The 23,922-nt window shown below is 55.7% G+C and carries 28 protein-coding genes; 21 read left to right on the top strand and 7 right to left on the bottom strand.

Annotation, left to right across the window (positions count from 1 at the left end):
• Positions 1–19: 19 nt before the first annotated feature.
• Positions 20–652, bottom strand: a complete 633-nt coding sequence (gene crp / locus GKAS_RS11480; protein WP_000242758.1) for a cAMP-activated global transcriptional regulator CRP — start codon at positions 650–652, stop codon at positions 20–22.
• A 304-nt stretch (positions 653–956) separates the two neighbouring features.
• Between crp and GKAS_RS11475 the strand changes: the two genes are divergently transcribed.
• Entirely contained in the window at positions 957–1,361 is a 405-nt protein-coding gene (locus tag GKAS_RS11475; protein ID WP_035894387.1) for an OsmC family protein, read from the top strand.
• A gap of 96 nt (positions 1,362–1,457) precedes the next feature.
• Here the strand turns inward: GKAS_RS11475 and GKAS_RS11470 are convergent, their stop codons facing one another.
• The 3 genes from GKAS_RS11470 to GKAS_RS11460 all read right to left on the bottom strand — a co-directional run bounded on the left by GKAS_RS11470 (position 1,458) and on the right by GKAS_RS11460 (position 3,624).
• Positions 1,458–2,321 carry a phosphoribulokinase gene (locus GKAS_RS11470; protein ID WP_035894386.1) on the bottom strand — a complete coding sequence of 288 codons (864 nt, stop codon included), beginning with the start codon at positions 2,319–2,321 and terminating at the stop codon, positions 1,458–1,460.
• Between the two features lie 65 nt (positions 2,322–2,386).
• Positions 2,387–2,605: a YheU family protein gene (locus GKAS_RS11465; RefSeq protein WP_035894385.1), complete on the bottom strand. Its 219-nt coding sequence runs from the start codon at positions 2,603–2,605 to the stop codon at positions 2,387–2,389.
• Positions 2,602–3,624 (bottom strand): hydrolase, encoded by a 1,023-nt coding sequence (locus GKAS_RS11460; protein WP_035894384.1) that lies wholly within the window; start codon positions 3,622–3,624, stop codon positions 2,602–2,604. Before GKAS_RS11460 ends, GKAS_RS11465 begins: the two co-directional genes overlap by 4 nt.
• A gap of 248 nt (positions 3,625–3,872) precedes the next feature.
• On the opposite strand from GKAS_RS11460, the gene mdcA reads away from it, so the two are divergent.
• The 8 genes from mdcA to mdcH all read left to right on the top strand — a co-directional run bounded on the left by mdcA (position 3,873) and on the right by mdcH (position 10,919).
• Positions 3,873–5,528: a malonate decarboxylase subunit alpha gene (gene mdcA, locus GKAS_RS11455; protein WP_035894383.1), complete on the top strand. Its 1,656-nt coding sequence runs from the start codon at positions 3,873–3,875 to the stop codon at positions 5,526–5,528.
• Positions 5,528–6,385: a triphosphoribosyl-dephospho-CoA synthase gene (locus GKAS_RS11450; protein ID WP_035894382.1), complete on the top strand. Its 858-nt coding sequence runs from the start codon at positions 5,528–5,530 to the stop codon at positions 6,383–6,385. Before mdcA ends, GKAS_RS11450 begins: the two co-directional genes overlap by 1 nt.
• A 9-nt stretch (positions 6,386–6,394) precedes the next feature.
• Positions 6,395–6,694 (top strand): malonate decarboxylase acyl carrier protein, encoded by a 300-nt coding sequence (gene mdcC / locus GKAS_RS11445; protein WP_035894381.1) that lies wholly within the window; start codon positions 6,395–6,397, stop codon positions 6,692–6,694.
• Positions 6,687–7,520, top strand: coding sequence for a biotin-independent malonate decarboxylase subunit beta (locus GKAS_RS11440; RefSeq protein WP_035894380.1), 834 nt, complete (start codon positions 6,687–6,689; stop codon positions 7,518–7,520). The genes mdcC and GKAS_RS11440 overlap by 8 nt, the downstream gene beginning before the upstream one ends.
• On the top strand, positions 7,520–8,320 hold the full coding sequence (gene mdcE / locus GKAS_RS11435; protein ID WP_035894397.1) for a biotin-independent malonate decarboxylase subunit gamma: 801 nt from the start codon (positions 7,520–7,522) through the stop codon (positions 8,318–8,320). The genes GKAS_RS11440 and mdcE overlap by 1 nt, the downstream gene beginning before the upstream one ends.
• Before the next feature lie 122 nt (positions 8,321–8,442).
• Positions 8,443–9,402, top strand: a complete 960-nt coding sequence (locus tag GKAS_RS11430) for an AEC family transporter (RefSeq protein ID WP_035894379.1) — start codon at positions 8,443–8,445, stop codon at positions 9,400–9,402.
• 3 nt (positions 9,403–9,405) lie between these two features.
• Positions 9,406–10,023, top strand: coding sequence for a malonate decarboxylase holo-ACP synthase (locus tag GKAS_RS11425; RefSeq protein ID WP_035894378.1), 618 nt, complete (start codon positions 9,406–9,408; stop codon positions 10,021–10,023).
• Complete coding sequence (gene mdcH / locus GKAS_RS11420; RefSeq protein WP_035894377.1) at positions 10,023–10,919, top strand: malonate decarboxylase subunit epsilon; 897 nt, start codon at positions 10,023–10,025, stop codon at positions 10,917–10,919. The genes GKAS_RS11425 and mdcH overlap by 1 nt, the downstream gene beginning before the upstream one ends.
• A gap of 89 nt (positions 10,920–11,008) precedes the next feature.
• Here the strand turns inward: mdcH and GKAS_RS11415 are convergent, their stop codons facing one another.
• On the bottom strand, positions 11,009–11,941 hold the full coding sequence (locus GKAS_RS11415) for a LysR family transcriptional regulator (RefSeq protein WP_035894375.1): 933 nt from the start codon (positions 11,939–11,941) through the stop codon (positions 11,009–11,011).
• A gap of 16 nt (positions 11,942–11,957) precedes the next feature.
• Complete coding sequence (locus GKAS_RS11410; protein ID WP_035894374.1) at positions 11,958–13,865, bottom strand: ABC transporter ATP-binding protein; 1,908 nt, start codon at positions 13,863–13,865, stop codon at positions 11,958–11,960.
• Between the two features lie 172 nt (positions 13,866–14,037).
• Between GKAS_RS11410 and kefG the strand changes: the two genes are divergently transcribed.
• The 4 genes from kefG to slyD all read left to right on the top strand — a co-directional run bounded on the left by kefG (position 14,038) and on the right by slyD (position 17,303).
• A complete protein-coding gene (gene kefG / locus GKAS_RS11405) occupies positions 14,038–14,589 on the top strand; it encodes a glutathione-regulated potassium-efflux system ancillary protein KefG (protein ID WP_035894373.1) in 552 nt (183 codons plus the stop codon).
• Positions 14,589–16,394 carry a glutathione-regulated potassium-efflux system protein KefB gene (gene kefB, locus GKAS_RS11400; RefSeq protein ID WP_035894372.1) on the top strand — a complete coding sequence of 602 codons (1,806 nt, stop codon included), beginning with the start codon at positions 14,589–14,591 and terminating at the stop codon, positions 16,392–16,394. Before kefG ends, kefB begins: the two co-directional genes overlap by 1 nt.
• 9 nt (positions 16,395–16,403) lie before the next feature.
• The gene (locus tag GKAS_RS11395; RefSeq protein WP_035894371.1) at positions 16,404–16,604 is read left to right on the top strand and encodes a YheV family putative zinc ribbon protein; all 201 of its coding nucleotides are present in this window, start codon (positions 16,404–16,406) and stop codon (positions 16,602–16,604) included.
• A gap of 96 nt (positions 16,605–16,700) precedes the next feature.
• Complete coding sequence (gene slyD / locus GKAS_RS11390) at positions 16,701–17,303, top strand: peptidylprolyl isomerase (protein WP_035894370.1); 603 nt, start codon at positions 16,701–16,703, stop codon at positions 17,301–17,303.
• A 62-nt stretch (positions 17,304–17,365) separates the two neighbouring features.
• Here the strand turns inward: slyD and GKAS_RS11385 are convergent, their stop codons facing one another.
• Positions 17,366–17,584: a protein SlyX gene (locus GKAS_RS11385; protein ID WP_035894369.1), complete on the bottom strand. Its 219-nt coding sequence runs from the start codon at positions 17,582–17,584 to the stop codon at positions 17,366–17,368.
• Positions 17,585–17,807: 223 nt separating this feature from the next.
• On the opposite strand from GKAS_RS11385, the gene fkpA reads away from it, so the two are divergent.
• The 8 genes from fkpA (at position 17,808) to fusA (ending at position 23,852) form a co-directional block, all read left to right on the top strand.
• Entirely contained in the window at positions 17,808–18,653 is an 846-nt protein-coding gene (gene fkpA, locus GKAS_RS11380; RefSeq protein WP_035894368.1) for an FKBP-type peptidyl-prolyl cis-trans isomerase, read from the top strand.
• Positions 18,654–18,818: 165 nt separating this feature from the next.
• On the top strand, positions 18,819–19,541 hold the full coding sequence (locus GKAS_RS11375) for a helix-turn-helix transcriptional regulator (RefSeq protein ID WP_035894367.1): 723 nt from the start codon (positions 18,819–18,821) through the stop codon (positions 19,539–19,541).
• Positions 19,541–19,927, top strand: a complete 387-nt coding sequence (gene tusD, locus GKAS_RS11370; RefSeq protein WP_035894366.1) for a sulfurtransferase complex subunit TusD — start codon at positions 19,541–19,543, stop codon at positions 19,925–19,927. Before GKAS_RS11375 ends, tusD begins: the two co-directional genes overlap by 1 nt.
• The gene (tusC, locus tag GKAS_RS11365; RefSeq protein ID WP_035894365.1) at positions 19,927–20,286 is read left to right on the top strand and encodes a sulfurtransferase complex subunit TusC; all 360 of its coding nucleotides are present in this window, start codon (positions 19,927–19,929) and stop codon (positions 20,284–20,286) included. Before tusD ends, tusC begins: the two co-directional genes overlap by 1 nt.
• A 7-nt stretch (positions 20,287–20,293) precedes the next feature.
• Positions 20,294–20,581: a sulfurtransferase complex subunit TusB gene (gene tusB, locus GKAS_RS11360; protein ID WP_035894364.1), complete on the top strand. Its 288-nt coding sequence runs from the start codon at positions 20,294–20,296 to the stop codon at positions 20,579–20,581.
• 124 nt (positions 20,582–20,705) lie between these two features.
• Entirely contained in the window at positions 20,706–21,080 is a 375-nt protein-coding gene (gene rpsL, locus GKAS_RS11355; protein ID WP_000246815.1) for a 30S ribosomal protein S12, read from the top strand.
• A 90-nt stretch (positions 21,081–21,170) separates the two neighbouring features.
• Positions 21,171–21,641, top strand: a complete 471-nt coding sequence (rpsG, locus tag GKAS_RS11350) for a 30S ribosomal protein S7 (protein ID WP_035894363.1) — start codon at positions 21,171–21,173, stop codon at positions 21,639–21,641.
• Between the two features lie 96 nt (positions 21,642–21,737).
• On the top strand, positions 21,738–23,852 hold the full coding sequence (gene fusA / locus GKAS_RS11345; protein ID WP_035894362.1) for an elongation factor G: 2,115 nt from the start codon (positions 21,738–21,740) through the stop codon (positions 23,850–23,852).
• The last annotated feature ends 70 nt before the right edge of the window (positions 23,853–23,922 follow it).

The following is a 23,922-nucleotide window of genomic DNA, read 5'->3' as shown; positions in this document are numbered from 1 at the left end:
TACGCCATTTTGGGCTGGATTAGCGGGTTCCGTAGACGACAATGGTTTTGCCGTGCGCGGAGATCAGGTTCTGATCTTCCAGCATTTTCAGAATACGGCCCACGGTTTCACGGGAGCAGCCAACGATCTGACCAATTTCCTGACGGGTGATTTTGATCTGCATACCGTCCGGGTGGGTCATAGCGTCCGGCTGTTTAGCCAGGTTCAGCAGGGTCTGAGCGATACGACCGGTTACGTCCAGGAACGCCAGGTTACCAACTTTTTCAGAGGTGACCTGCAGACGACGCGCCATCTGAGAAGAGAGACGCATCAGAATGTCCGGGTTAACCTGGATCAGCTGACGGAATTTTTTATAAGAGATTTCAGCAACTTCACAAGCGGTTTTTGCTCGTACCCATGCGCTGCGTTCCTGGCCTTCTTCGAACAGGCCCAGCTCACCGATAAAGTCGCCCTGGTTAAGGTAAGAGAGGATCATCTCTTTGCCTTCTTCATCCTTGATGAGTACAGCCACTGAGCCTTTTACGATGTAATACAGCGTCTCTGCTTTTTCACCCTGGTGAATCAGCGTGCTCTTCGATGGGTACTTATGAATATGGCAATGAGACAAGAACCATTCGAGAGTAGGGTCTGTTTGCGGTTTGCCAAGCACCATGCGCGGTTATCCTCTGTTATAAGCTCTTCCCAGCGGCAAAAACATTGCAGCCACTGGTTGCAATAGTATCCTTCCCGTTACCTGGGAAGTCGGCTGTCGAATAGGGTCGCAGCCTGTAATGTGATGTCCTCTGCATACATGCAGTACGTTTATGTATTACCGTAGCATCCCGACTGTTTTAGCATAGCTTTAGCCGTGTGTCTCCTGGTGTCTCGCTTCAGCATGACGGCGATCGCCTTCCATTGCGAGAATTGTTATGTGCGCGTAATCTGAGAAGAAAATTGCAACCTGGGAGTTAAATATTATGCAAGCACGTGTGAAATGGGTTGAAGGGTTAACCTTCCTCGGTGAGTCTGCTTCTGGCCACCAAATTTTGATGGACGGTAACTCCGGCGATAAAGCGCCGAGCCCGATGGAAGTCGTGCTGATGGCCGCCGGTGGTTGCAGTGCGATTGACGTCGTCTCTATCCTGCAAAAAGGTCGCAATGACGTGACCGACTGCGAAGTGAAGCTCACTTCTGAGCGCCGTGAGGAAGCCCCGCGTCTGTTTACGCACATCAACCTGCACTTTATCGTCACCGGTAAAGCGCTGAAGGATGCGGCGGTATCGCGTGCGGTCGATCTGTCTGCTGAGAAATACTGCTCAGTTGCGCTGATGCTCGAAAAAGCGGTCAATATCACTCACTCTTACGAAGTGATTGAAGGCTGATTGCATGCTAGACGTAGCCCGGCCGAACGCAGTGACGCCGGGGACATTCCCGGCGTCGGTGCTTGCGCACCTCGTCCGGGCTACCTGGTCTTGATGCTAGTTCCGACCTTCCATCAGCCGCTGCACCAGCGGCGTCATGATTAATTCCATCGCCAGCACCATCTTCCCGCCGGGAACGACCAGCGTATTCATATGCGAGATAAATGAACCCTGCAACATGGCCAGTAACCACGGGTAGTCGATGTGCTCGAGATTACGGAAGTGAATCACCACAAAACTCTCGTCCAGCGACGGAATGCTTTTGGCTGCAAACGGGTTAGAGGTATCGACCGTTGGTACACGCTGGAAGTTGATATGGGTGCGGGAGAACTGTGGGGTGATGAAGTTGATATAGTCTTCCATTGAGCGCACTACGGAATCCATCACCGCCTCGCGGGAGTGACCGCGCTCACTGGTGTCACGGATCATCTTCTGGATCCACTCCAGGTTAACAATCGGCACCACGCCAACCAGCAGATCAACATGCCGCGCGACATCGTGCTGCGGTGTCACCACGCCGCCGTGCAGTCCTTCATAGAACAGCACATCGGTCGGTTCCGGTAACGGCTGCCACGGCGTAAACGTGCCGGGTACCTGGTTCCAGGGAACCGCTTCATCATAGGTATGCAGGTATTTGCGCGATTTCCCCTGTCCGTTCAGACCGTAGTCGCGAAAGGTTTGTTCCAGCAGGCCAAAGTCGTTGGCATCCGGGCCGAAATAGCTGATGTGGCGGCCAAGGTCACGGGCCTTGCGGATAGCCATATCCATTTCCGGACGGGTGTAGCGGTGAAAGCTGTCGCCTTCGACTTCCGCCGCGCGCAGGTTGAGCTGAGCAAAGATTTTACGAAACGCGAGGCTGGTGGTGGTGGTTCCTGCTCCGCTGGAGCCGGTAACGGCAATGACCGGATGTTTGGCAGACATGCGAATAACTCCCTGAACAGACGACAACGGAAGCGGGGTAAACGCTTCCTGTCGTTAGAGTATAGTTAACCGCGAAATTGGTTACGGGGCATGATGTTGACGGTCTCGTGAAGTTCAGACCACACCAGCACCGCTTCGCCCGTTTGTAGCTGGTGTTTGACGTCGGCGACCTTTTGCGCAAGTGAACGTTCATATTCACCATAATCAGTGCCTTCGCGCAAGACAAAGCTTTCAATCAGATTATCCAGCGTCTCCGGGTCGATATCCTGCCAGGGAATGATCATGCTTTAGTCCCTAGCCACGGCATCAGCCAGGCGGGGATGCGTTTTTCCAGCCACATTTCTGGGTGGCGCAGCGTGCCGCCGATAAACCCGACGTGCCCGCCGTACTCGGTAAGTTGATAGACGACGTTGTCCGGCAGCTCTTCCTGGGCTGGAATGGAGTGGTGGTCCATAAACGGATCGTCTTTCGAGTGAATGATCAGCGTCGGTTTGGTGATTTTGCTTAAGATAGGCATCGCACTACATTGACGGTAGTAATCAATCGCGTCGGCAAAGCCGTGGATCTTCGAGGTGATCGAATCGTCAAACTCGCGGATGCGGCGCATGCTTTTCAACTGACGCAGATCCACCGGCAGCGAGCCAGGATAGGCTTTGAGCTTGCGGGCGGCGTTGCCTTTCAGCAGGTTCAGCAGATAGCGCTGATAGACCCGCGAGAAGCCTTTATCCATGTGGTAGCTGCAGGCTTCCAGCATAAACGGCGCGGAGACAATCACCGCCGCATCGATCGGCACGTCGTTACCTTCTTTGGCCAGCAGGCAGGCCAGCATGTTGCCGCCCAGCGAGTAGCCGACCGCCGCCGTTGGCGCTTTACCGTATTCACGCTGTAGCCAGTTCAGGAACCAGGTGCCGTCTTCCGTTTCACCGGAGTGATAAATACGGTTCAGGCGGTTTGGCTCGCCGCTGCAGCCGCGAAAATGCATGACCACGCCCAGCCAGCCTTGCGCTTTCGCCGCGTTAATCAGGCCATGCGCGTACGGGCTGTGTAAGCTGCCCTCCAGACCATGAAACACCACCAGACGAGGCTTATGCAGCGCACCGGCCGGGTCTTCACTCCATGCTAAATCGACGAAGTCGCCGTCCGGCAGCTCAAGGCGTTGCCAGTGTGGGGTGAATTGCAGCTTGCGACGAAGCAGGCGTGGCAGCATCGTCTGAAGATGACGATTGCTTATGCCGCGCATGGGCACGAAGTCCGCGCTGCTTGAGGTGTCGATACTGAGATCGTGGTGGGTTGTTTCAGTCATAACTCGGCGATGTTTACCTGGAATCTGCGCCTACTATACCGTCACTTTGCCATCGTGTTTATGAAAATGAGGCATCGGTAGTCGTTTTTCTCCCATCAGGATCTGATCCTAATCACAATTTGTTACTTCAATTATTACTCTCAGGCTAATGATTCTCTCCTACGCTTAATTGATGACTTTCTCACCAGGGTGCACACTCTTTTCAGTGTTAAGCAATCAAAATGATTAGCTGAATCAGGAGGTTAATAATGTTATCTGGGCAAACACCAGCACGCGTCTGGAACACACGCCGCACCGAAAAACAGCGGCGTCTGGCTTCCGTCCCGGTGCAGGGCAAGGTTCTGCCAACCGCAGACCTGACCGCAATGCTGGAAAAACTGATCGCGCCGGGTGACCGCGTGGTATTAGAAGGGAATAACCAAAAGCAGGCAGATTTCTTATCCCGCATGCTGGCCGAGGTTAACCCGCAGATTGTGCACGACCTGCACATGATCATGCCGAGCGTCGGCCGCAGCGAGCATCTGGACATCTTCGAAAAAGGGATCGCCCGCAAGCTGGACTTCTCCTTCTCCGGTACTCAGAGCCTGCGTATTTCGCAGCTGCTGGAAGATGGTCAGTTGGAAATCGGCGCCATCCACACCTACATCGAACTCTATTCCCGTCTGTACGTTGACCTGTCGCCGAACGTGGCGCTGATTGCCGGCTTCAAAGCCGACCGCAAAGGTAACCTCTACACCGGGGCGAGCACCGAAGATACCCCAGCGCTGGTTGAAGCCGCCGCGTTCCACGACGGTATCGTCATCGCACAGGTGAACGAGCTGGTGGACGATGAATGCGACCTGCCGCGCGTGGATATCCCTGGTTCCTGGGTTGATTTCGTGGTTGTGGCCGACAAACCGTTCTTTATCGAACCGCTGTTCACCCGTGACCCGCGTCTCATCAAACAGGAACACATCCTGATGGCGATGATGGCGATTAAAGGCATCTACGCGGAACACCAGGTCCAGTCACTGAACCACGGTATCGGCTTTAACACCGCGGCTATCGAACTGCTGCTGCCAACTTACGGCGAACAGCTCGGCCTGAAAGGCAAAATCTGTAAACACTGGACGCTGAACCCGCATCCAACGCTGATTCCGGCGATTGAGAGCGGCTGGGTTGAAAGCGTGCACTGCTTCGGCGGCGAGCTGGGGATGGAAGAGTACATCCGCGCCCGTCCTGACATCTTCTTTACCGGTTCCGACGGCTCGATGCGTTCTAACCGCGCCTTCTGCCAGCTGGCAGGTCAGTACGCGGTGGATATGTTCATCGGTTCTACCTTACAGGTTGATGGCTACGCCAACTCCTCTACCGTGACCCGCGGTCGTCTTTCTGGCTTCGGTGGCGCGCCAAACATGGGTCATGACCCACACGGTCGTCGTCATGCAACGCCTGCCTGGCTGAACATGATCACCGAACCGGACCCAATGCAGCGCGGTAAAAAACTGGTGGTGCAGATGGTCGAAACCTTCCAGGCGGGCGTGAAGCCAACCTTCGTTGAAAAACTGGACGCGGTTGATGTGGCGAAAGCCTCCGGCATGCCGCTGGCACCGGTGATGATCTACGGCGACGACGTGACCCACGTGCTGACCGAAGAAGGTATTGCTTACCTCTACCGCGCCAAAGATCTTGAAGAACGCCGTGCGATGGTGGCTGCGGTCGCGGGTATCACCGATATCGGTCTGGGCGTTGACGCGAAACGCGTAGCCGAGCTGCGTCAGAGCGGCAAGGTTGTCTATCCGGAAGATATGGGCATTCGTCGTACCGATGCCACCCGTTCGCTGCTGGCGGCCGGTAGCGTCGCTGACCTGGTGGAATGGTCCGGCGGTCTTTACAACCCACCTGCGAAATTCCGGAGCTGGTAATGAAACTTCTGCCCCAGATTCAGGTTGAAGGCGGTGCCGAATGGCTGGCGCGAACCGCCACGCAGTGTCTGATTGACGAAGCACGATTAAGCCCGAAACCCGGTCTGGTGGACAGTCGGGGGAACGGTGCGCACCACGATTTATCGCTTGCGCTAATGGAGCGCTCCGCGCACAGCCTGACCCCCACGTTTCAGGCGCTGGCGCAACAAAGCTGGCAACGTCCGGCGGATATTGCGCTTAGACAAACCATAGGGCGACTCGGCCGCGAAGGCGAGCAACAGATGATGGCGGCCACCGGCGGGGTCAATACCCACCGAGGTGCGATTTGGGCACTGGGACTGCTGGTGAGCGCCGTGGCAATGCATGGCGGAGCGGGCAGCGCGAAACAGGTTGCCGCGACCGCCGCCGAACTGGCGAAGCTGCCAGATGCCGCGGCCCCAAAAGTGTTTAGCAAAGGGCTGCGCGCCACCCACCGTTATCAGGTGCCGGGCGCGCGTGAAGAGGCGCAGCAGGCGTTTCCGCATGTGATGCAGCGTGCGCTGCCGCAGCTACGGCTAAGCCGACTTAACGGCAGCAGCGAAGCCCATGCAAGGCTCGACGCGCTGATGGCAATCATGACCTCACTGACCGATACCTGCGTGCTGTCCCGCGCCGGGTTGGAAGGGTTGGACGCCATGCAGGACGGCGCTCGCGCAGTGCTGAATGCGGGCGGCAGCGCCCATCCGGCAGGTCAGGCGGCATTAGCCGCGCTTGATAGCCACATGCTATCGCTGAACGCCTCGCCGGGCGGTGCCGCTGATTTGCTCGCCGCCACCCTGTTTCTCGATCGCATCGAATCGCCTTATTTCAAGCATTAAGAGGATGTTATGGAACACATTACGTTAACCGTACCGGCCAGCCGCACCTTAAGCGGCAAAGCGCTGGCAGGCGTTGTGGGCTCCGGGGATATGGAGGTGTTATTCACCGCCGACCAGGGCCAGACGTTAACCATTGATATCACCACTTCTGTCGATAACAGCCGCAGCCGCTGGGAAGCGCTGATTAATCGTCTGCAAACGGTCAGCAGCCTGCCAGCCGGCAAACTGACCATCCACGACTTCGGCGCGACGCCGGGCGTGGCGCGCATCCGTATCGAACAGGTTTTTGAAGAGGTGAGCTATGCGTGATGATCGCAGTTTTATCGAATTAAAAGCACGCCAGCGTGCGCATGCGCTGCTGGATGAAGGCAGCTACCGTGAACTGCTCGACCCGTTTGAAGGCGTGATGTCGCCGTGGCTGGGCGCGCAGGGCATTGTCCCTCAGGCCGATGATGGCATGGTTGTGGCAAAAGGCACCATCAATGGCAAACCGGCCGTTGTAGTGGCGATTGAAGGCGCATTCCAGGGCGGCAGCATGGGCGAAGTGTCCGGCGCCAAAATGGCGGCGGCGCTGGAGCTGGCGGCGGAAGATAACCGTAACGGCATCCCAACTCAGGCCGTTCTGAGCCTGGAAACCGGCGGCGTACGTTTACAAGAAGCGAACCTGGGCCTGGCGGCGATTGCCGATATCCACGCGGCGATTGTTGACCTGCGTCGTTATACCCCGGTGGTCGGCATTGTGGCCGGTACCGTGGGCTGTTTCGGTGGGATGTCTATCGCGGCGGCGCTGTGTAGCTATCTGATTGTGACCCGCGAAGCGCGTCTTGGTCTGAACGGCCCGCAGGTCATCGAACAGGAAGCCGGGATTGAAGAATACGATTCCCGCGACCGTCCGTTTATCTGGAGCATGACCGGCGGTGAAGTTCGCTACGAAAGCGGTCTGGTTGAAGCGCTGGTCGGCGACGGCGTTAACGCGGTCAAAGCCGCCATGAACGATGCGCTGGCGAAAGGCGTTCCGGCGAAACATCGCACCGATAACTATGCCTGGTATCTCGACCGTCTGACGAATTTCGATACCCGCAAACAGGCGGATACCGAACAGATTCATGCGCTCTTCGCCCGGGAGGTGAAATGATGAGTAACGCAATTAGCCGTGGCGAATTATGGCTGGAAACGCTGGTTCCGAACGCCAAACGAATCGAAGGGCTGTGCCCGTCTGTGCAGGCCGCTGACGGTGAACTTAACGGTGAAACGGTACGTTTTGTTGCCGTGGTGCCGGATGCCAATAACCACTTCCCGCGCGCAGCGAAAGGGGAAGTCGGTCTGCTGGAAGGCTGGACGCTGGCAAAAGTGGTCAGTGAAACCATCGCCGCAGATGCTGATAAAGCGGTGAAACGTCCGATTGTGGCGGTGATTGATGTACCAAGCCAGGCCTACGGTCGCCGTGAAGAAGGTTTCGGTATTCACCAGGCGCTGGCCGGTGCCGCAGCGGCGTATGCCAACGCGCGTCTGGCGGGCCACCCGGTGATTGGCCTGATTGTCGGTAAAGCGATGTCCGGTGCGTTTCTGGCGCACGGCTACCAGGCGAATCGCCTGATCGCTTTCAACGATAAAGGCGTGCTGATTCACGCTATGGGTAAAGAGTCGGCGGCGCGTATCACCCTGCGTACCGTTGACGCGTTGGAAAAACTGGCGGCAACTATTCCGCCAATGGCGTATGACATCAGCAACTACGCCACGCTGGGGCTGCTGGAAAATCTGCTGGATATCAGCAATCCAGATGCGCCATCTGCAAACGATCTGACGCTGGTGGTGAACACCTTGCAACAGGCCATCAAAGACGCTCGTCAGGACCCGACGCTGAAAAGCCGTCTGGGAGCTGACAATCGCCGCAGCTCTGCCCTCGTACGCGAACGCATGCGGGCAAGCTGGTAAGAAAAAAGAGACCTGCCGGATGTACGGCTCCATGGGCGCTTCCCAGCGCCCATGCGGGCACTTGCATCTGAAAAATAATAATCATCGCGCCAGTGCTAACTTTTTTTCATTACAGGTGAAATATGACTTACGTAATTGTTCATGCTCTTGCTCCGATTTTCGTCATCATGCTGCTGGGATTCTGGGCCGGTAAGGCCAAAATGGTCGACAATAAAAACGTCTCCCTGCTTAACATCTTCGTCATGGACTTTGCTTTACCCGCTGCGCTGTTTAGCGCGACGGTACAAACCCCATGGGCCGGTATTGTTGCTCAGTCGCCGTTGATTCTGGTACTGACGCTGGCGATGTGGATCACCTACGCCGCTATCTACTTTATGGCGACCAAGTTGTTCAACAAATCACCGCAGGATGCCGCCGTGCTGACCCTGACCGTGGCGCTGCCAAACTACGCTGCGCTGGGCCTGCCGATTCTGGGGAGCGTGCTGGGTGAAACCTCGTCGACTTCGCTTTCCGTTGCCGTTTCCATCGCCTGTGGTTCTGTGCTGATGACGCCGTTCTGCCTGCTGATTCTGGAACGTGAAAAAGCGCGTGCCGAAGGCGGTAACTCCGGCTCTACGCTGTCTATGCTGCCAGTACTGATGTGGCGTTCAATTAAAAAACCTATCGTGATGGGCCCGCTGCTGGGGGTTATCCTCTCCGCGATTGGCATCAAAATGCCGGAGCTGGTGCTGGCGGCCATTAAACCGCTGGGCCTGTCTGCGACCGCCGCTGCGCTGTTCCTGACCGGTGTTATCCTCTCTGCGCGTAAACTGCAGATCAACACCGTGGTGATTACCTCCACCATCGCTAAGCTGCTGATTCAACCTGCCATTGCCTGGGGCATCGTGCTTATTTTTGGCCTGCATGGTTCCGTGGCGATTACCGCTATCCTGATGATTGCGCTGTCTGCAGGCTTCTTCGGCGTGGTATTCGGTAACCGCTTTGGCGTGCAGTCGCCGGATGCAGAAGCCGTGCTGCTGTTGAGCTCCGTACTGTGTATCCTGTCGCTGCCGCTGTTTATCTCGCTGACTTCAGGAATCTAAATCATGAGCACAACATTACGTCCACACGACCTTATCTGGCTGAATGCGCGCGACGCGCTTGAAGATGTCACGGAATCCTGGGTGGATACCGTCTGGCATAGCGGCCTGCCGGTAGTGGTGCGGCGTGATGTTGATGCGCAGGGGCGTATTCCCGTGGGCGTCCGCGGGATGAAGCGCGACCAGCGCGCCGCCGGTTGGGTGAAAGCAGAGGCGGTCGTTCGCGTCTGCTCGCCGGAATCGCTGGTGGACCCGCTGTCGCTGCTGCGCTCGCCCTTTATCTCTCAGCCACCGGTCCAGGTGGCTTTGTTATTGGCGCAGCAGGCATGGCCGTGGACGTGGGGCATTACCGGCAGTACCGGCTATGCGCTGGCGACCGGGATCCCGGTTATCCATGCGGCAAGCGATCTGGATCTGTTGATCCGCGCGCCGCAGCCGCTCTCCCGTGAAGCGCTGGAAACGTGGCAGCAGCAGCTAACGGCCGGACTTTGCCGGGCGGATACCCAAGTGGACACGCCGCGCGGCGGCTTTGCCCTCAATGAATGGCTGCGCGATGGAAAAGCACTATTAAAAACCTCGCAGGGGCCGCAGTTGGTTCGCGACCCGTGGGGCAGGGAGGAGTGATGAAAATTCTGTTTACCTTCCCGGGGCAGGGAACGCAGCACGCAGGAATGCTGCAAAACCTTCCGGGGACGGAACTGGCCCAGGCGCGTGAGGCGCTTGGCGCTGAGGTTGATACGCTGGATACCCCTGAGGCGCTCAAACATACCCGAGCCGTTCAACTGTCTCTGCTGATTGCTGGCGTTGCATGGGCGCGCGAGCTAGAGCGTCGTGGTGTAGCGCCTGATATCGTCAGTGGACTCTCCATTGGCGCGTACCCGGCGGCGGTAGTTGCCGGTGCGCTCGACTTCGCCGACGCGCTGACGCTGGTGGCGCTGCGAGGTGACTTAATGGAGCAGGCCTATCCGCATGGCTACGGCCTGACGGCGATTATGGGGCTGACGCTGAGTCAGGTGGAAAGCCTGGTAGAAGGCAGCGGCACCTATATCGCTAACCTGAACGCTGAGACGCAGATTGTGATTGCCGGTCCTGATGAAGCGATGGCCGACGTGGCGAAACGCGCGATGGCCAAAGGGGCCAGTAAGGCGCCTCGCCTGGCGGTGAGCGTGCCGTCGCATTGTGAACTGTTGGCCGAGCCCGCGCACAAGCTGGTTGAGGCGTTCAGCCATGTGACGCTTTCCCGCCCGCGCTTCGCCTACCTGAGCGGCAGCACCGGTCGCGTGCTGTGGCAGCCGGAACGTATTGCTGACGATCTGGCGATGAATATGGCACGCACGGTGCGCTGGCAGGAGGCGGTTATCTCCGCCAACGAACGTGAAGCACGGCTGGCGATTGAAATGCCGCCCGGTGGCATACTGACCTGCTTAACGCGTCAGGCGGCGTGGGAAGGGGAATCTATCTCTCTTGAGCGCAGCGGCGTGGAGGTTGCCGTGCACCTGGCGAGACGCCTTCGTGCGTGATGTGATTGCCCGATGGCGCTGCGCTTATCGGGCCTACAACTCGCACCTGATGTAGGCCGGATAAGACGCGTAGCGTCGCCATCCGGCAATCAGGCATTCTGGTTCAGCGTTCTGGCATACATGCGCCCTTCGGCGGCCAGTGCCAGCAGGCTTGGGTCGCGCTCGCGGTTACGGGCAAACACAATCGCGATAAGCTGCTGCATCTGATAGGGCTCAGCGAGCTTTTGCAGCTTCACGGTATTCTCATACATCTTCTTCATTCGTCCGGGCATCAAACAGAAGCCAACCCCAGCCTGTACCAGACTGAGCATCGAGAAAATGTCGTTTACGCGGGTGACGATTTCAGGCTCGAACCCCGCAATATGAAACGCTTCCTGGAAACCCGCGTAGGTCGCAAACCCTTCCGCCAGCGACACAAATTTCTCATTGCGATAGTGGCGCAGATCCGCCTTAAGGGTGGCGTCAAGCGTAGCGGTCATCGGTGCGGCGAGGTAGATATCGTCGTGGAACAGGGGGAGTACTTCGAGGCTGTTGCGGTCGATTTCACTTTCAGAAATGGAGATGAGGATCGCGTCCAGCACGCCGTCTTCCAGCATCTTCAGCAGCGCTTCGTTGGAACCCATGGTGAGATCCAGTTCCAGGTCCGGGCGACGCAGTTTCATGCCCATAATCAGGTGCGGCACCGTCTCCAGCGTCAGCGAGTAAAGAGTTCCAACGCGTAACCGACCCTGGCCTACGCCTGCCGTTTTGCGCGTTTCTTCCAGACCGCGCTCCATCAGTTGGGTGACTTCCTGGCAGTACTCCAGCAGCGTCCATGCAGCGGGTTGGGCGATAAGATTACGCCCTTTGTGGACGAACAGCGGACAACGAACGTTCTCTTCCAGCGTGTGCAGCGCCCGGTGTACGCTGACGCCGCTGATATTCAGCGCCTCAGCGGTGCGGGCGATGTTGCCCTTCTCCATAAAGGTCATGAAGATGGTCAGCTTGCGGAAGGTAATATCGTCGGTGATTGACAGGTTCATCGCCCGCTCCCGTGGCTTAGTCGTTTTGCATCATCTGCTCAAGCTGCTCCTGCGCCTCGAGCCACGCCATTTCGCACTCTTCCAGCCCGGATTTAGCGCTGGCCTGAAGCTGTAAGCATTCGGTCATTTCGGCTTTACGGCCTGGTTCATACAGGCTGCTGTCGCCGAGCTTCTCTTCCGCCTGCGCCAGCTGTGCATTGAGCTTCTCCATCTCTTTTTCCAGACGGGTAATCTCTTTACGCAGCGGCTGCGTCAGGGTGCGCAGTTCCGCTTCGCGGCGCTTCTGGTCTTTACGCGACTGCGCGCTATTGGCGTTGTTCTCTTTCGGCGTGTCGTCGGCCTGGTTTTCCAGCTTCTGCACGTCGCTTAGCCACTGCTGATAATCTTCCAGATCGCCATCGAACGGCTCGACTTTTTTGTCGTGCACCAGATAGAGATCGTCGGTGGTGGAGCGAATCAGGTGACGGTCGTGCGAGACCACAACCAGCGCGCCTTCGAAATCGATTAAGGCTTCGGTCAGCGCCTGACGCATGTCGAGGTCAAGGTGGTTAGTCGGTTCATCGAGCAGCAGCAGGTTCGGACGCTGCCAGACGATTAGCGCCAGCACCAGGCGGGCCTTCTCGCCGCCAGAGAAGCGAGCGGTTTGCTCGGTGACTTTATCGCCCTGGAAGCCGAAGCCGCCCAGGTAGTCACGCAGCTTTTGCTCTAACTCCTGCGGCGCCATGCGCGCCAGATGCTGCAACGGCGATTCGTCCGCGCGCAGGAATTCCAGTTGATGCTGAGCGAAGTAGCCCAGCTTAATGCCTTTGGCGAGGCCGATTTCACCGTGCAGCGGCTCAAGTTCGCCCGCCAGCAGTTTAATCAGCGTCGATTTACCCGCACCGTTGCGACCCAGCAGGCCGATACGCGAGCCCGGCACCAGGTTCAGTTTGATCGACTCGAGGATCGTGCGATCGCCGTAACCCGCGCTGACCTTTTCCATTTTCAGCAATGGGTTCGGCAGGCTTTCCGGCGCGCGGAAGCTGAAGTGGAACGGGTTATCGACGTGGGCCGGGGCAATTAGCTCCATACGCTCAAGCATCTTGATACGGCTCTGTGCCTGCTTGGCCTTGGTAGCCTTTGCACGGAAACGGTCGATATAGCTTTGCAGATGCGCCACGCGCTCCTGCTGGCTTTCGTACATCGCCTGCTGTTGAGCCAGGCGGGTGGCGCGCTGCACCTCAAACGAGCTGTAGTTGCCGGTGTACTCGAACATAGTTTCCTGTTCGATATGAATAATTTTGTCGACCACCGGGTCGAGGAAGTCGCGGTCGTGGGAAATCAGAATCAGCGTGCCCTGGTAGCTCTTCAGCCATCTCTCCAGCCAAATCACCGCATCAAGATCGAGGTGGTTGGTCGGTTCATCGAGCAGCAGCAGGTCGGAGCGGCAAATCAGCGCCTGCGCGAGGTTAAGGCGCATACGCCAGCCGCCCGAAAAGTCGCTGACCGGGCGGTCGAGCTGTTCATTGCTGAAGCCCAGACCGTGCAGCAGGCTGGAGGCGCGAGAGCGGATAGTCCACGCGTCAATCGCGTCCAGCTTGCCATGAACGGTGGCGATGGCATGGCCATCATCGCGTTCGTTGGCATCGTTCAGTTGGGCTTCAAGCTGGCGGTATTCACGGTCACCGTCAATGACATAGTCCAGAGCAGGCTGAGGCAGCGCAGGGGTTTCCTGGTTTACCCATGCCAGTTGCCAGCTGCTCGGATAGGTAAAGTTGCCGCCATCGGCGCTTATCTCGTTTTTCAGCAGCGCGAGCAGCGTGGATTTGCCGCAGCCGTTTTTGCCCACCAGGCCGACTTTCTGCCCTGGGTTGATGGTGGCCGATGCGTTATCCAGCAGGACACGCACGCCGCGACGAATTTGTAACGAGGAGAAAACAATCATAAGGCGCCGTATGTTCTGAATATGTTAAATTGTCATTGTGGTAATGTAGTGTGGTAAGCGAATCGCTAGACCGGGCCGCAATGGTAGCCCAAAACGATGACTATACACAAAATCATTCAGGTTGCGTCCCGCTACCAGAAAGAGGATGTGATTGACGCCCGGGAGGGGAATGATGTCACAGACGGCGAAAGTCCTGCTTGTCTATGCCCATCCGGAATCACAGGACTCGGTGGCTAACCGGGTTTTGCTTAAACCGGCTTCGCAGTTAAGCAACGTAACCGTGCACGATCTCTACGCGCACTATCCTGATTTCTTTATTGATATTCCTCGCGAGCAGGCGCTGCTGCGCGAGCACGATGTCATCGTGTTCCAACATCCTCTTTATACCTATAGCTGCCCGGCTTTGCTCAAGGAGTGGCTGGATCGCGTGTTAAGTCGCGGTTTTGCCAGCGGCATTGGCGGAAACCAGTTGGCGGGTAAGTACTGGCGTAGCGTGATTACGACCGGGGAACCGGAAAGCGCCTATCGCCACGACGGGCTCAATCGCTACCCGATGAGCGATATTCTGCGCCCGTTCGAACTGACGGCTGCCATGTGCCATATGCACTGGCTGAGCCCAATCATCATCTACTGGGCGCGGCGTCAGCCGCCCGATGAACTAGCAAGCCACGCGAAAGCCTATGCCGACTGGCTGGCAGCGCCTATAACGGCAGGGGGGCGATGATGGAAGGTTCTGATTTATTACTGGCCGGAGTGCTGTTTCTCTTCGCGGCGGTGGCCGCGGTGCCACTGGCAGCGCGGCTGGGTATCGGTGCGGTATTAGGCTATCTGTTAGCGGGTATCGCCATCGGTCCGTGGGGACTTGGGTTTATCAGCGACGTGGATGAAATTCTCCACTTCTCCGAGCTGGGCGTGGTGTTCCTGATGTTTATCATCGGCCTGGAGCTGAATCCGGCCAAGCTGTGGCAGCTACGACGCCCTATCTTCGGCATTGGCGCGGCGCAGGTGATTTTCAGCGCGGCGATTCTCGGCGGGCTGTTGATGTTGACTCACTTCTCCTGGCAGGCGGCGGTGATTGGCGGGATTGGCCTTGCGATGTCATCGACGGCGATGGCGCTACAGCTGATGCGTGAGAAGGGGATGAACCGCAGCGAATCCGGGCAGCTAGGCTTCTCGGTACTGTTATTCCAGGATCTGGCGGTCATTCCCGCGTTAGCGCTGGTTCCGCTGCTGGCCGGTGCGGGCGATGAACATTTTGATTGGCAAACCGTTGGCCTGAAAGTATTGGCCTTTGGCGGAATGCTGATTGGCGGGCGTTACCTTCTGCGCCCGGTATTTCGTTTTATTGCCAGCTCAGGCGTGCGCGAAGTGTTTACTGCCGCGACGCTGCTACTGGTGCTGGGGTCGGCGCTGTTTATGGACGCGCTGGGTCTCTCGATGGCGCTGGGCACTTTCATTGCGGGCGTACTGCTGGCCGAAAGTGAATATCGCCACGAGCTGGAAATTGCTATCGAGCCGTTTAAAGGGCTGTTGCTGGGGCTGTTTTTTATCTCGGTGGGGATGTCGCTCAACCTCGGCGTGCTCTACACCCATCTGCTGGTAGTGATTGGCAGTGTGGTACTGCTGGTGGCGGTGAAAACGCTGGTGCTGTACCTGCTGGCGCACCTTCACGGTATGCGCAGTTCGGAGCGGATGCAGTTTGCCGGCGTGCTGAGCCAGGGCGGTGAGTTTGCCTTTGTGCTCTTCTCGGCGGCCTCGTCATTTAAAGTCTTTAAGGGCGACCAGATGTCGCTGCTGCTGGTGGTGGTGACGCTGTCGATGATGACCACGCCGCTGCTGATGAAGCTTGTGGATCTTACGCTGTCGCGCCGCTTTAACGGGCCGGAAGAAGAAGACGAAGCACCGTGGGTGGACGACGATAAGCCGCAGGTGATTGTGGTGGGCTTTGGGCGCTTCGGACAGGTGATTGGTCGCCTGCTGATGGCCAACAAGTTGCGGATCACGGTGCTGGAACGCGACATCAGCGCGGTCAACCTGATGCGTAAATACGGCTATAAGGTTTATTACGGCGATGCAACCCAGGTTGAACTGTTACGTTCGGCAGGCGCTGAGCAGGCGCAGTCGATAGTGATTACCTGTAACGAGCCGGAAGACACCATGAAGCTGGTGGAAATCTGCCAGCAGAACTTCCCGCACCTGAAGATTATGGCTCGTGCGCGAGGACGTGTGGAGGCGCACGAACTGCTGCAGGCGGGCGTGGTACAGTTTTCCCGTGAGACTTTTTCCAGTGCGCTGGAACTGGGGCGAAAAGCGCTTATCTCCACCGGTATGCACCCGCATCAGGCGCAACGCGCACAGCTGCACTTCAAGCGTCTGGATATGCGTATGCTGCGTGAACTGATGCCGGTACATAGCGATACCCAACAAATTTCTCGCGTGCGGGAAGCGCGGCGAGAGCTGGAGGAGATCTTCCAGCGCGAAATGCAACAAGAGCGGCGGCAGCTGGACGGCTGGGACGAATTTGAATAGAAGGTGAGTATGGCGGTACGTAAACGTTTTATCGCGGGCGCGAAATGCCCGTCGTGTCAGGCGCAAGACTCTATGGCGATGTGGCGCGAGAATAATATCGATGTGGTTGAGTGCGTTAAGTGCGGGCACCAGATGCGAGAAGCGGATAAAGAAGCCCGCGAACACGTTCGCAAAGAGGAACAAGTGATCGGTATTTTTCATCCGGAGTAGCGATCCGTGCTGTCTTTTTTTAAGCTTATGGGTACACGGGTGTAGAATTCCGCTACAATCTGCGCCACTAAAATATTCCCATGCTCAGGAGATATCATGAAAGTAGCAAAAGACCTGGTGGTCAGCCTGGCCTATCAGGTACGTACAGAAGACGGTGTATTGGTTGATGAGTCTCCGGTAAGTGCACCGCTTGACTACCTGCATGGTCACGGTTCCCTGATCTCCGGCCTGGAAAACGCGCTGGACGGTCACGAAGTTGGTGATAAATTCGACGTTGCTGTTCAAGCTAACGACGCTTACGGTCAGTACGACGAAAACCTGGTGCAGCGCGTTCCTAAAGACGTCTTCATGGGCGTTGACGAACTGCAGGTTGGCATGCGCTTCCTGGCTGAAACCGACCAGGGTCCAGTACCGGTTGAAATCACCGAAGTTGAAGACGACCACGTTGTGGTTGACGGCAACCACATGCTGGCTGGCCAGAACCTGAAGTTCAACGTTGAAGTTGTTGCTATCCGCGAAGCAACCGAAGAAGAACTGGCTCACGGCCACGTTCACGGTGCGAACGGTCACGACCACGATCATGACCACGACCACGACGGTTGCTGCGGCGGTCACGGCCATGACCACGGTCACGACCACGGCGGCGAAGGCTGCTGCGGCGGTGGCGGTAAAGGCCACGGCGGCTGCGGTTGCCACTAATCCCTCTCGTTCTGTAGAACGATGGATACAAAAAAAGCGGGGAAACCCGCTTTTTTTACGCCTCAATAGTGAGGTGGTGGCGTCTCTTCTGACTGAGATGCCATATTTGACGGCTGACTGGCCTTGAGTTTTTCCGTCAGCAGTCGCAGATGTTCGCGAAGCTTTGCCATCTCCATTTCATGAGCTGTGACCGTCATGTTAAGGTCATCGATGGTGATCTCCTGAAAGGCCAGACGGCTCTCAAGCTCTGCCAGACGCGCTTCGATAGTCGTTTCTTGCATGATGTCCTCTCTACTGTTATCACCGCAATCGCCGCGGATTCTACGCAACTTTGCTCAGCCGTGCAGCCCCTCTTTAATGAGGCTGGAAACTAATTTAAACAAAAAGAGTCTGAAAAGAGTCGATATGAGAAGCGTTCATATGTAGATTTCCTCTACAACGTTCTATAGTACGCTTCTCATTTAGTTAACATTGGGGCGAGAGGCCCCGGCCCTGGAGAGATGGATGAAATCACTGTTTAAAGTAACGCTTCTGGCAACCACAATGGCCGTTGCACTGAATGCTCCTCTGACCTTCGCAGCTGACGCGGCTGCTAAAGCTGCACCAGCAGCTGATGCGAAAGCGGCTCCGGCAGCAGGCAGCAAAGCTGCATTCAAAAATGACGACCAGAAATCTGCCTATGCGCTGGGCGCATCGCTGGGTCGTTACATGGAAAACTCTCTGAAAGAACAGGAAAAACTGGGTATCAAGCTGGATAAAGACCAGCTGATCGCCGGTGTTCAGGATGCGTTTGCTGATAAGAGCAAGCTGTCCGATCAAGAGATCGAACAAACTCTGCAGGCGTTTGAAACTCGCGTGAAGACCTCCGCTCAGGCGAAGATGGAAAAAGACGCCGCTGATAACGAAGCAAAAGGTAAGGCTTTCCGCGACAAGTTCGCCAAAGAGAAGGGCGTGAAAACCGCTAAATCTGGCCTGCTGTACAAAGTAGAGAAAGAAGGTACCGGTGACGCGCCGAAAGACAGCGACACCGTTGTCGTTAACTACAAAGGTACACTGACCGACGGTAAAGAGTTCGATAACTCTTACACCCGTGGTGAACCTCTCTCCTTCCGTCTGGACGGCGTTATCCCGGGCTGGACTGAAGGTCTGAAAAACATCAAGAAGGGCGGTAAAATCCAGCTGGTTATCCCACCGGATCTGGCTTACGGCAAAACCGGCGTTCCGGGTATCCCGGCTAACTCCACCCTGGTGTTCGATGTTGAACTGTTAGACATCAAACCGGCACCGAAAGCCGATGCGCAGCCAGACGCTGCACCGGCTGACAAAGCGGCCGACGCCAGCAAAAAATAAGATAGCGAAAGCCGCCGCCCAATGGGCGGCGGCTTTTTATTATCTACAGGATATAATTAATGCTGGAAAGCGCCTTATGCGCTGTATTACTTTAGATGCCCCTAATAGTGATGAGCCTGCCCTGACAACATAACGACAGGCTCCTGAAAAGGAGTGCTTTTTTTCATGTCCAGGTCGCTTTTAACCAACGAAACCAGTGAACTTGATTTACTGGATCAACGTCCTTTCGATCAAACTGACTTCGATATTCTAAAATCCTACGAAGCGGTTGTGGACGGGTTGGCGATGCTCATTGGTTCCCACTGCGAAATCGTGTTGCATTCACTTCAGGATTTAAAATGCTCGGCGATACGTATCGCGAACGGCGAACATACCGGGCGTAAAATCGGTTCTCCGATTACCGATCTCGCGCTCCGCATGCTGCATGATATGACCGGGGCAGATAGCAGCGTTTCCAAATGCTATTTTACTCGCGCCAAAAGCGGCGTACTGATGAAGTCCGTTACCATCGCAATCCGTAACCGTGATCACCGGGTTATCGGCTTACTGTGCATCAACATGAACCTTGATGTCCCGTTCTCACAGATAATGAACACCTTTATCCCGCCGGAAACGCCGGAAGTGGGTTCTGCGGTTAACTTCGCGTCCTCCGTTGAGGACCTGGTCACCCAGACGCTGGAGTTCACCATCGAAGAGGTGAATGCCGATCGCAACGTTTCCAATAACGCCAAGAATCGCCAGATCGTGCTCAATCTTTATGAGAAAGGTATCTTTGACATCAAGGATGCGATTAACCAGGTAGCCGACCGTCTGAACATCTCCAAACACACCGTCTATCTCTACATTCGTCAGTTCAAGAGCGGTGATTTCCTGGGGCAAGATAAGTAATGCGTTTTGCCCTGATGGTGACCGGCCCCGCCTATGGCACCCAGCAGGCGAGCAGCGCGCTACAGTTTGCCAAAGCTGCACTGGCGGAAGGTCACGAGATAGCCTGCGTATTTTTCTATCGGGAAGGGGTCTATAACGCGAATCAGCTGACTTCTCCTGCCAGCGATGAATTCGATTTGGTCCGCGCCTGGCAATCATTGCATGATGAAAATGGCGTGGCGTTGCATATCTGCGTAGCCGCCGCGCTGCGTCGTGGCGTTACCGATGAAACCGAGGCCCGGCAGCTTGGCCTGCCGACGTTTAATCTCCAGCCCGGTTTTTCGCTGAGCGGATTAGGCTCGCTGGCCGAAGCCGCGCTAACCTGCGATCGAATGGTACAGTTCTGATGAAACGAGTTGCCTTTGTTTTTTCCTCTGCCCCGCATGGCAGTAGCGCCGGCAGGGAAGGGCTGGATGCGCTGCTAGCGACATCAGCCCTGAGCGAAGACCTCGGCGTGTTCTTTGTGGGTGACGGCGTGTTTCAAGTACTCAGCCAGCAGCAGCCTGGGGTTATTCTCGCTCGCGACTACATTGCCACTTTCAAGCTGCTTTCGCTCTACGATATTGAGAACTGCTGGATCTGCGCGGCATCCCTGCGAGAACGTGGACTGACGGTGGAGACGACGTTTGTCACCGACGTTGAACCGCTGGAAGCGGATGCGCTGCGCCAGCGCCTTAACGACTACGATGTGATCCTGCGCTTCTGAGGCCCTCATGCTGCATACGTTACGCACTTCTCCCTGGCACGCCGACATTAGCGGGATGACCCGCTTGATGGATGACGGCGACGATCTGCTGCTGATCGCCGATGGCGTGTTAGCTGCGGTGGAAAACAGCCGTTTCCTTGAAATTCTCCGCGCAGCCCCCATATCCATCCACGTGTTGAATGAAGATGTGCAAGCGCGCGGTCTTTGTGCTCAAATTTCGAGCGATGTCATCATGGTCAGCTATACTGACTTCGTCAGGCTAACGGTAAAACACGCTGCTCAGATCGCCTGGTAGCGTCTTTGCCGTTGTATATTTCTTGACACCCTTTCGGCATAGCCCTAAAATTTCGCGTCCTCATATTATATGAGGCGATTTATTACGTGTTTACGAAGCAAAAGCTAAAACCAGGAGCTATTTAATGGCAACAGTTAACCAGCTGGTTCGCAAACCACGTGCTCGCAAAGTTGCAAAAAGCAACGTGCCTGCACTGGAAGCCTGCCCGCAGAAACGTGGTGTATGTACCCGTGTATATACCACCACTCCTAAGAAACCAAACTCCGCACTGCGTAAAGTATGCCGTGTGCGTTTGACTAACGGTTTTGAAGTTACCTCCTACATTGGTGGTGAAGGTCACAACCTGCAGGAACACTCCGTGATCCTGATCCGTGGCGGTCGTGTAAAAGACCTTCCGGGTGTTCGTTACCACACCGTTCGTGGTGCGCTTGACTGCTCCGGCGTTAAAGACCGTAAGCAAGCTCGCTCCAAGTATGGCGTGAAGCGTCCTAAGGCTTAATGGTTCTCCGTTAAGTAAGGCCAAACGTTTTATATTAATGTCAAACTCTTTGAGTTTTGGACAATCCTGAATTAACAACGGAGTATTTCCATGCCACGTCGTCGCGTCATTGGTCAGCGTAAAATCCTGCCGGATCCTAAGTTCGGATCAGAACTGCTGGCTAAATTTGTTAACATCCTGATGGTAGATGGTAAAAAATCTACTGCAGAATCAATCGTATACAGCGCGCTGGAGACCCTGGCTCAGCGTTCTGGTAAAAATGAACTGGAAGCATTCGAAGTTGCGCTCGAAAACGTGCGCCCAACTGTCGAAGTTAAGTCCCGCCGCGTAGGTGGTTCTACTTATCAGGTTCCAGTTGAAGTTCGTCCGGTCCGTCGTAATGCTCTGGCAATGCGTTGGATCGTAGAAGCTGCTCGTAAACGCGGTGATAAATCCATGGCTCTGCGCCTGGCGAACGAACTTTCTGACGCTGCAGACAACAAAGGTACTGCAGTTAAGAAACGTGAAGACGTTCACCGTATGGCAGAAGCCAACAAGGCGTTCGCACACTACCGTTGGTAATCCCTTCGGAGTATTAGTCACCAGGCGGGCGCTTCAGCGAAGCTGCCCGCTTTGGGTTACTTAACTGAACGCCTAAAAAGATAAACGAGGAATCAAATGGCTCGTACAACACCCATCGCACGCTACCGTAACATCGGTATCAGTGCGCACATCGACGCCGGTAAAACCACTACTACCGAACGTATTCTGTTCTACACCGGTGTAAACCACAAAATCGGTGAAGTTCACGACGGCGCCGCTACCATGGACTGGATGGAGCAGGAGCAGGAACGTGGTATTACCATCACTTCCGCAGCGACTACTGCATTCTGGTCTGGTATGGCTAAGCAGTATGAACCGCACCGCGTAAACATCATCGACACCCCGGGGCACGTTGACTTCACTATCGAAGTAGAACGTTCCATGCGTGTTCTTGACGGTGCGGTAATGGTTTACTGCGCAGTTGGTGGTGTTCAGCCACAGTCTGAAACCGTATGGCGTCAGGCTAACAAATACAAAGTTCCACGTATCGCGTTCGTTAACAAAATGGACCGTATGGGTGCGAACTTCCTGAAAGTTGTTGGTCAGATCAAAACCCGTCTGGGCGCGAACCCTGTTCCGCTGCAGTTGGCAATTGGTGCTGAAGAAGGTTTCACCGGTGTTGTTGACCTGGTGAAAATGAAAGCCATCAACTGGAACGAAGAAGACGCAGGCGTTACCTTCACTTATGAAGATATCCCAGCAGACATGCAGGACCTGGCTGACGAATGGCACCAGAACCTGATCGAGTCCGCTGCAGAAGCTTCAGAAGAGCTGATGGAGAAATACCTGGGTGGTGAAGAACTGACTGAAGAAGAGATCAAAAAGGCTCTGCGTCAGCGCGTTCTGAACAACGAAATTATCCTGGTAACCTGTGGTTCTGCGTTCAAGAACAAAGGTGTTCAGGCGATGCTGGATGCGGTAATTGATTACCTGCCATCCCCAGTTGACGTACCTGCGATCAACGGTATCCTGGACGACGGTAAAGACACTCCGGCAGAACGTCACGCAAGCGACGACGAGCCGTTCTCTGCACTGGCGTTCAAAATTGCTACCGACCCGTTTGTTGGTAACCTGACCTTCTTCCGTGTGTATTCCGGTGTGGTTAACTCTGGTGATACCGTACTGAACTCCGTGAAAACTGCACGTGAGCGTTTCGGCCGTATCGTACAGATGCACGCTAACAAACGTGAAGAGATCAAAGAAGTTCGCGCGGGCGATATCGCTGCTGCAATCGGTCTGAAAGACGTAACTACCGGTGACACTCTGTGTGACCCAGATGCGCCTATCATTCTGGAGCGTATGGAATTCCCAGAACCGGTAATCTCCATCGCTGTAGAACCGAAAACCAAAGCTGACCAGGAAAAAATGGGTCTGGCTCTGGGCCGTCTGGCTAAAGAAGACCCATCATTCCGCGTATGGACTGATGAAGAATCTAACCAGACCATTATCGCCGGTATGGGTGAGCTGCACCTCGACATCATCGTTGACCGTATGAAACGTGAATTCAACGTTGAAGCGAACGTCGGTAAACCTCAGGTTGCTTACCGCGAAGCGATTCGCGCGAAAGTTACCGATATCGAAGGTAAACACGCTAAGCAGTCTGGTGGTCGCGGTCAGTACGGTCATGTTGTTATCGACATGTACCCACTGGAGCCGGGTTCTAACCCGAAAGGCTACGAATTCATCAACGACATCAAGGGTGGTGTAATCCCTGGCGAATACATCCCTGCCGTTGATAAAGGTATCCAGGAACAGCTGAAATCTGGCCCGCTGGCTGGTTACCCGGTTGTTGACATGGGTGTTCGTCTGCACTTCGGTTCTTACCATGACGTTGACTCCTCTGAACTGGCGTTTAAACTGGCAGCTTCTCTGGCGTTTAAAGACGGCTTTAAGAAAGCGAAACCAGTTCTGCTTGAGCCTATCATGAAGGTTGAAGTAGAGACTCCTGAAGAGAACACTGGTGACGTTATCGGTGACTTGAGCCGCCGTCGTGGTATGCTCAAAGGTCAGGAATCCAACGTTACTGGCGTTGTGATCCACGCTGAAGTTCCGCTGTCCGAAATGTTCGGTTATGCAACTCAGCTGCGTTCACTGACCAAAGGCCGTGCTTCTTACTCCATGGAGTTCCTGAAGTACGACGATGCGCCGAACAACGTTGCTCAGGCCGTTATTGAAGCCCGTGGTAAATAATCCACAGGATTAAAACCTAAGTCCCGTGCTCTCTCCAAAGGGGAGAGCACTATAGTAAGGAATATAGCCG

This window comes from Kluyvera ascorbata ATCC 33433 (assembly GCF_000735365.1).
GTDB classification, from domain to species: domain Bacteria; phylum Pseudomonadota; class Gammaproteobacteria; order Enterobacterales; family Enterobacteriaceae; genus Kluyvera; species Kluyvera ascorbata.
The sequence above is the reverse complement of the archived record's forward strand: the minus strand, read 5'-3'. Positions and strand labels throughout refer to the sequence as shown.

Excerpts from the sequence above, each read along its gene's own strand:
- fkpA (WP_035894368.1), top strand. The coding sequence starts at position 17,808 with ATGAAATCACTGTTTAAAGTAACGCTTCTGGCAACCACAATGGCCGTT.
- GKAS_RS11375 (WP_035894367.1), top strand. The coding sequence starts at position 18,819 with ATGTCCAGGTCGCTTTTAACCAACGAAACCAGTGAACTTGATTTACTG.
- crp (WP_000242758.1), bottom strand. The coding sequence starts at position 652 with ATGGTGCTTGGCAAACCGCAAACAGACCCTACTCTCGAATGGTTCTTG.
- GKAS_RS11470 (WP_035894386.1), bottom strand. The coding sequence starts at position 2,321 with ATGTCTGCCAAACATCCGGTCATTGCCGTTACCGGCTCCAGCGGAGCA.
- GKAS_RS11430 (WP_035894379.1), top strand. The coding sequence starts at position 8,443 with ATGACTTACGTAATTGTTCATGCTCTTGCTCCGATTTTCGTCATCATG.
- fusA (WP_035894362.1), top strand. The coding sequence starts at position 21,738 with ATGGCTCGTACAACACCCATCGCACGCTACCGTAACATCGGTATCAGT.
- GKAS_RS11410 (WP_035894374.1), bottom strand. The coding sequence starts at position 13,865 with ATGATTGTTTTCTCCTCGTTACAAATTCGTCGCGGCGTGCGTGTCCTG.
- kefG (WP_035894373.1), top strand. The coding sequence starts at position 14,038 with ATGTCACAGACGGCGAAAGTCCTGCTTGTCTATGCCCATCCGGAATCA.
- kefB (WP_035894372.1), top strand. The coding sequence starts at position 14,589 with ATGGAAGGTTCTGATTTATTACTGGCCGGAGTGCTGTTTCTCTTCGCG.
- GKAS_RS11475 (WP_035894387.1), top strand. The coding sequence starts at position 957 with ATGCAAGCACGTGTGAAATGGGTTGAAGGGTTAACCTTCCTCGGTGAG.
- tusC (WP_035894365.1), top strand. The coding sequence starts at position 19,927 with ATGAAACGAGTTGCCTTTGTTTTTTCCTCTGCCCCGCATGGCAGTAGC.
- slyD (WP_035894370.1), top strand. The coding sequence starts at position 16,701 with ATGAAAGTAGCAAAAGACCTGGTGGTCAGCCTGGCCTATCAGGTACGT.
- GKAS_RS11425 (WP_035894378.1), top strand. The coding sequence starts at position 9,406 with ATGAGCACAACATTACGTCCACACGACCTTATCTGGCTGAATGCGCGC.
- mdcH (WP_035894377.1), top strand. The coding sequence starts at position 10,023 with ATGAAAATTCTGTTTACCTTCCCGGGGCAGGGAACGCAGCACGCAGGA.
- GKAS_RS11450 (WP_035894382.1), top strand. The coding sequence starts at position 5,528 with ATGAAACTTCTGCCCCAGATTCAGGTTGAAGGCGGTGCCGAATGGCTG.
- GKAS_RS11395 (WP_035894371.1), top strand. The coding sequence starts at position 16,404 with ATGGCGGTACGTAAACGTTTTATCGCGGGCGCGAAATGCCCGTCGTGT.
- mdcA (WP_035894383.1), top strand. The coding sequence starts at position 3,873 with ATGTTATCTGGGCAAACACCAGCACGCGTCTGGAACACACGCCGCACC.
- GKAS_RS11440 (WP_035894380.1), top strand. The coding sequence starts at position 6,687 with ATGCGTGATGATCGCAGTTTTATCGAATTAAAAGCACGCCAGCGTGCG.
- tusD (WP_035894366.1), top strand. The coding sequence starts at position 19,541 with ATGCGTTTTGCCCTGATGGTGACCGGCCCCGCCTATGGCACCCAGCAG.
- mdcE (WP_035894397.1), top strand. The coding sequence starts at position 7,520 with ATGAGTAACGCAATTAGCCGTGGCGAATTATGGCTGGAAACGCTGGTT.
- mdcC (WP_035894381.1), top strand. The coding sequence starts at position 6,395 with ATGGAACACATTACGTTAACCGTACCGGCCAGCCGCACCTTAAGCGGC.
- tusB (WP_035894364.1), top strand. The coding sequence starts at position 20,294 with ATGCTGCATACGTTACGCACTTCTCCCTGGCACGCCGACATTAGCGGG.
- rpsG (WP_035894363.1), top strand. The coding sequence starts at position 21,171 with ATGCCACGTCGTCGCGTCATTGGTCAGCGTAAAATCCTGCCGGATCCT.
- GKAS_RS11385 (WP_035894369.1), bottom strand. The coding sequence starts at position 17,584 with ATGCAAGAAACGACTATCGAAGCGCGTCTGGCAGAGCTTGAGAGCCGT.
- GKAS_RS11465 (WP_035894385.1), bottom strand. The coding sequence starts at position 2,605 with ATGATCATTCCCTGGCAGGATATCGACCCGGAGACGCTGGATAATCTG.
- GKAS_RS11415 (WP_035894375.1), bottom strand. The coding sequence starts at position 11,941 with ATGAACCTGTCAATCACCGACGATATTACCTTCCGCAAGCTGACCATC.
- GKAS_RS11460 (WP_035894384.1), bottom strand. The coding sequence starts at position 3,624 with ATGACTGAAACAACCCACCACGATCTCAGTATCGACACCTCAAGCAGC.
- rpsL (WP_000246815.1), top strand. The coding sequence starts at position 20,706 with ATGGCAACAGTTAACCAGCTGGTTCGCAAACCACGTGCTCGCAAAGTT.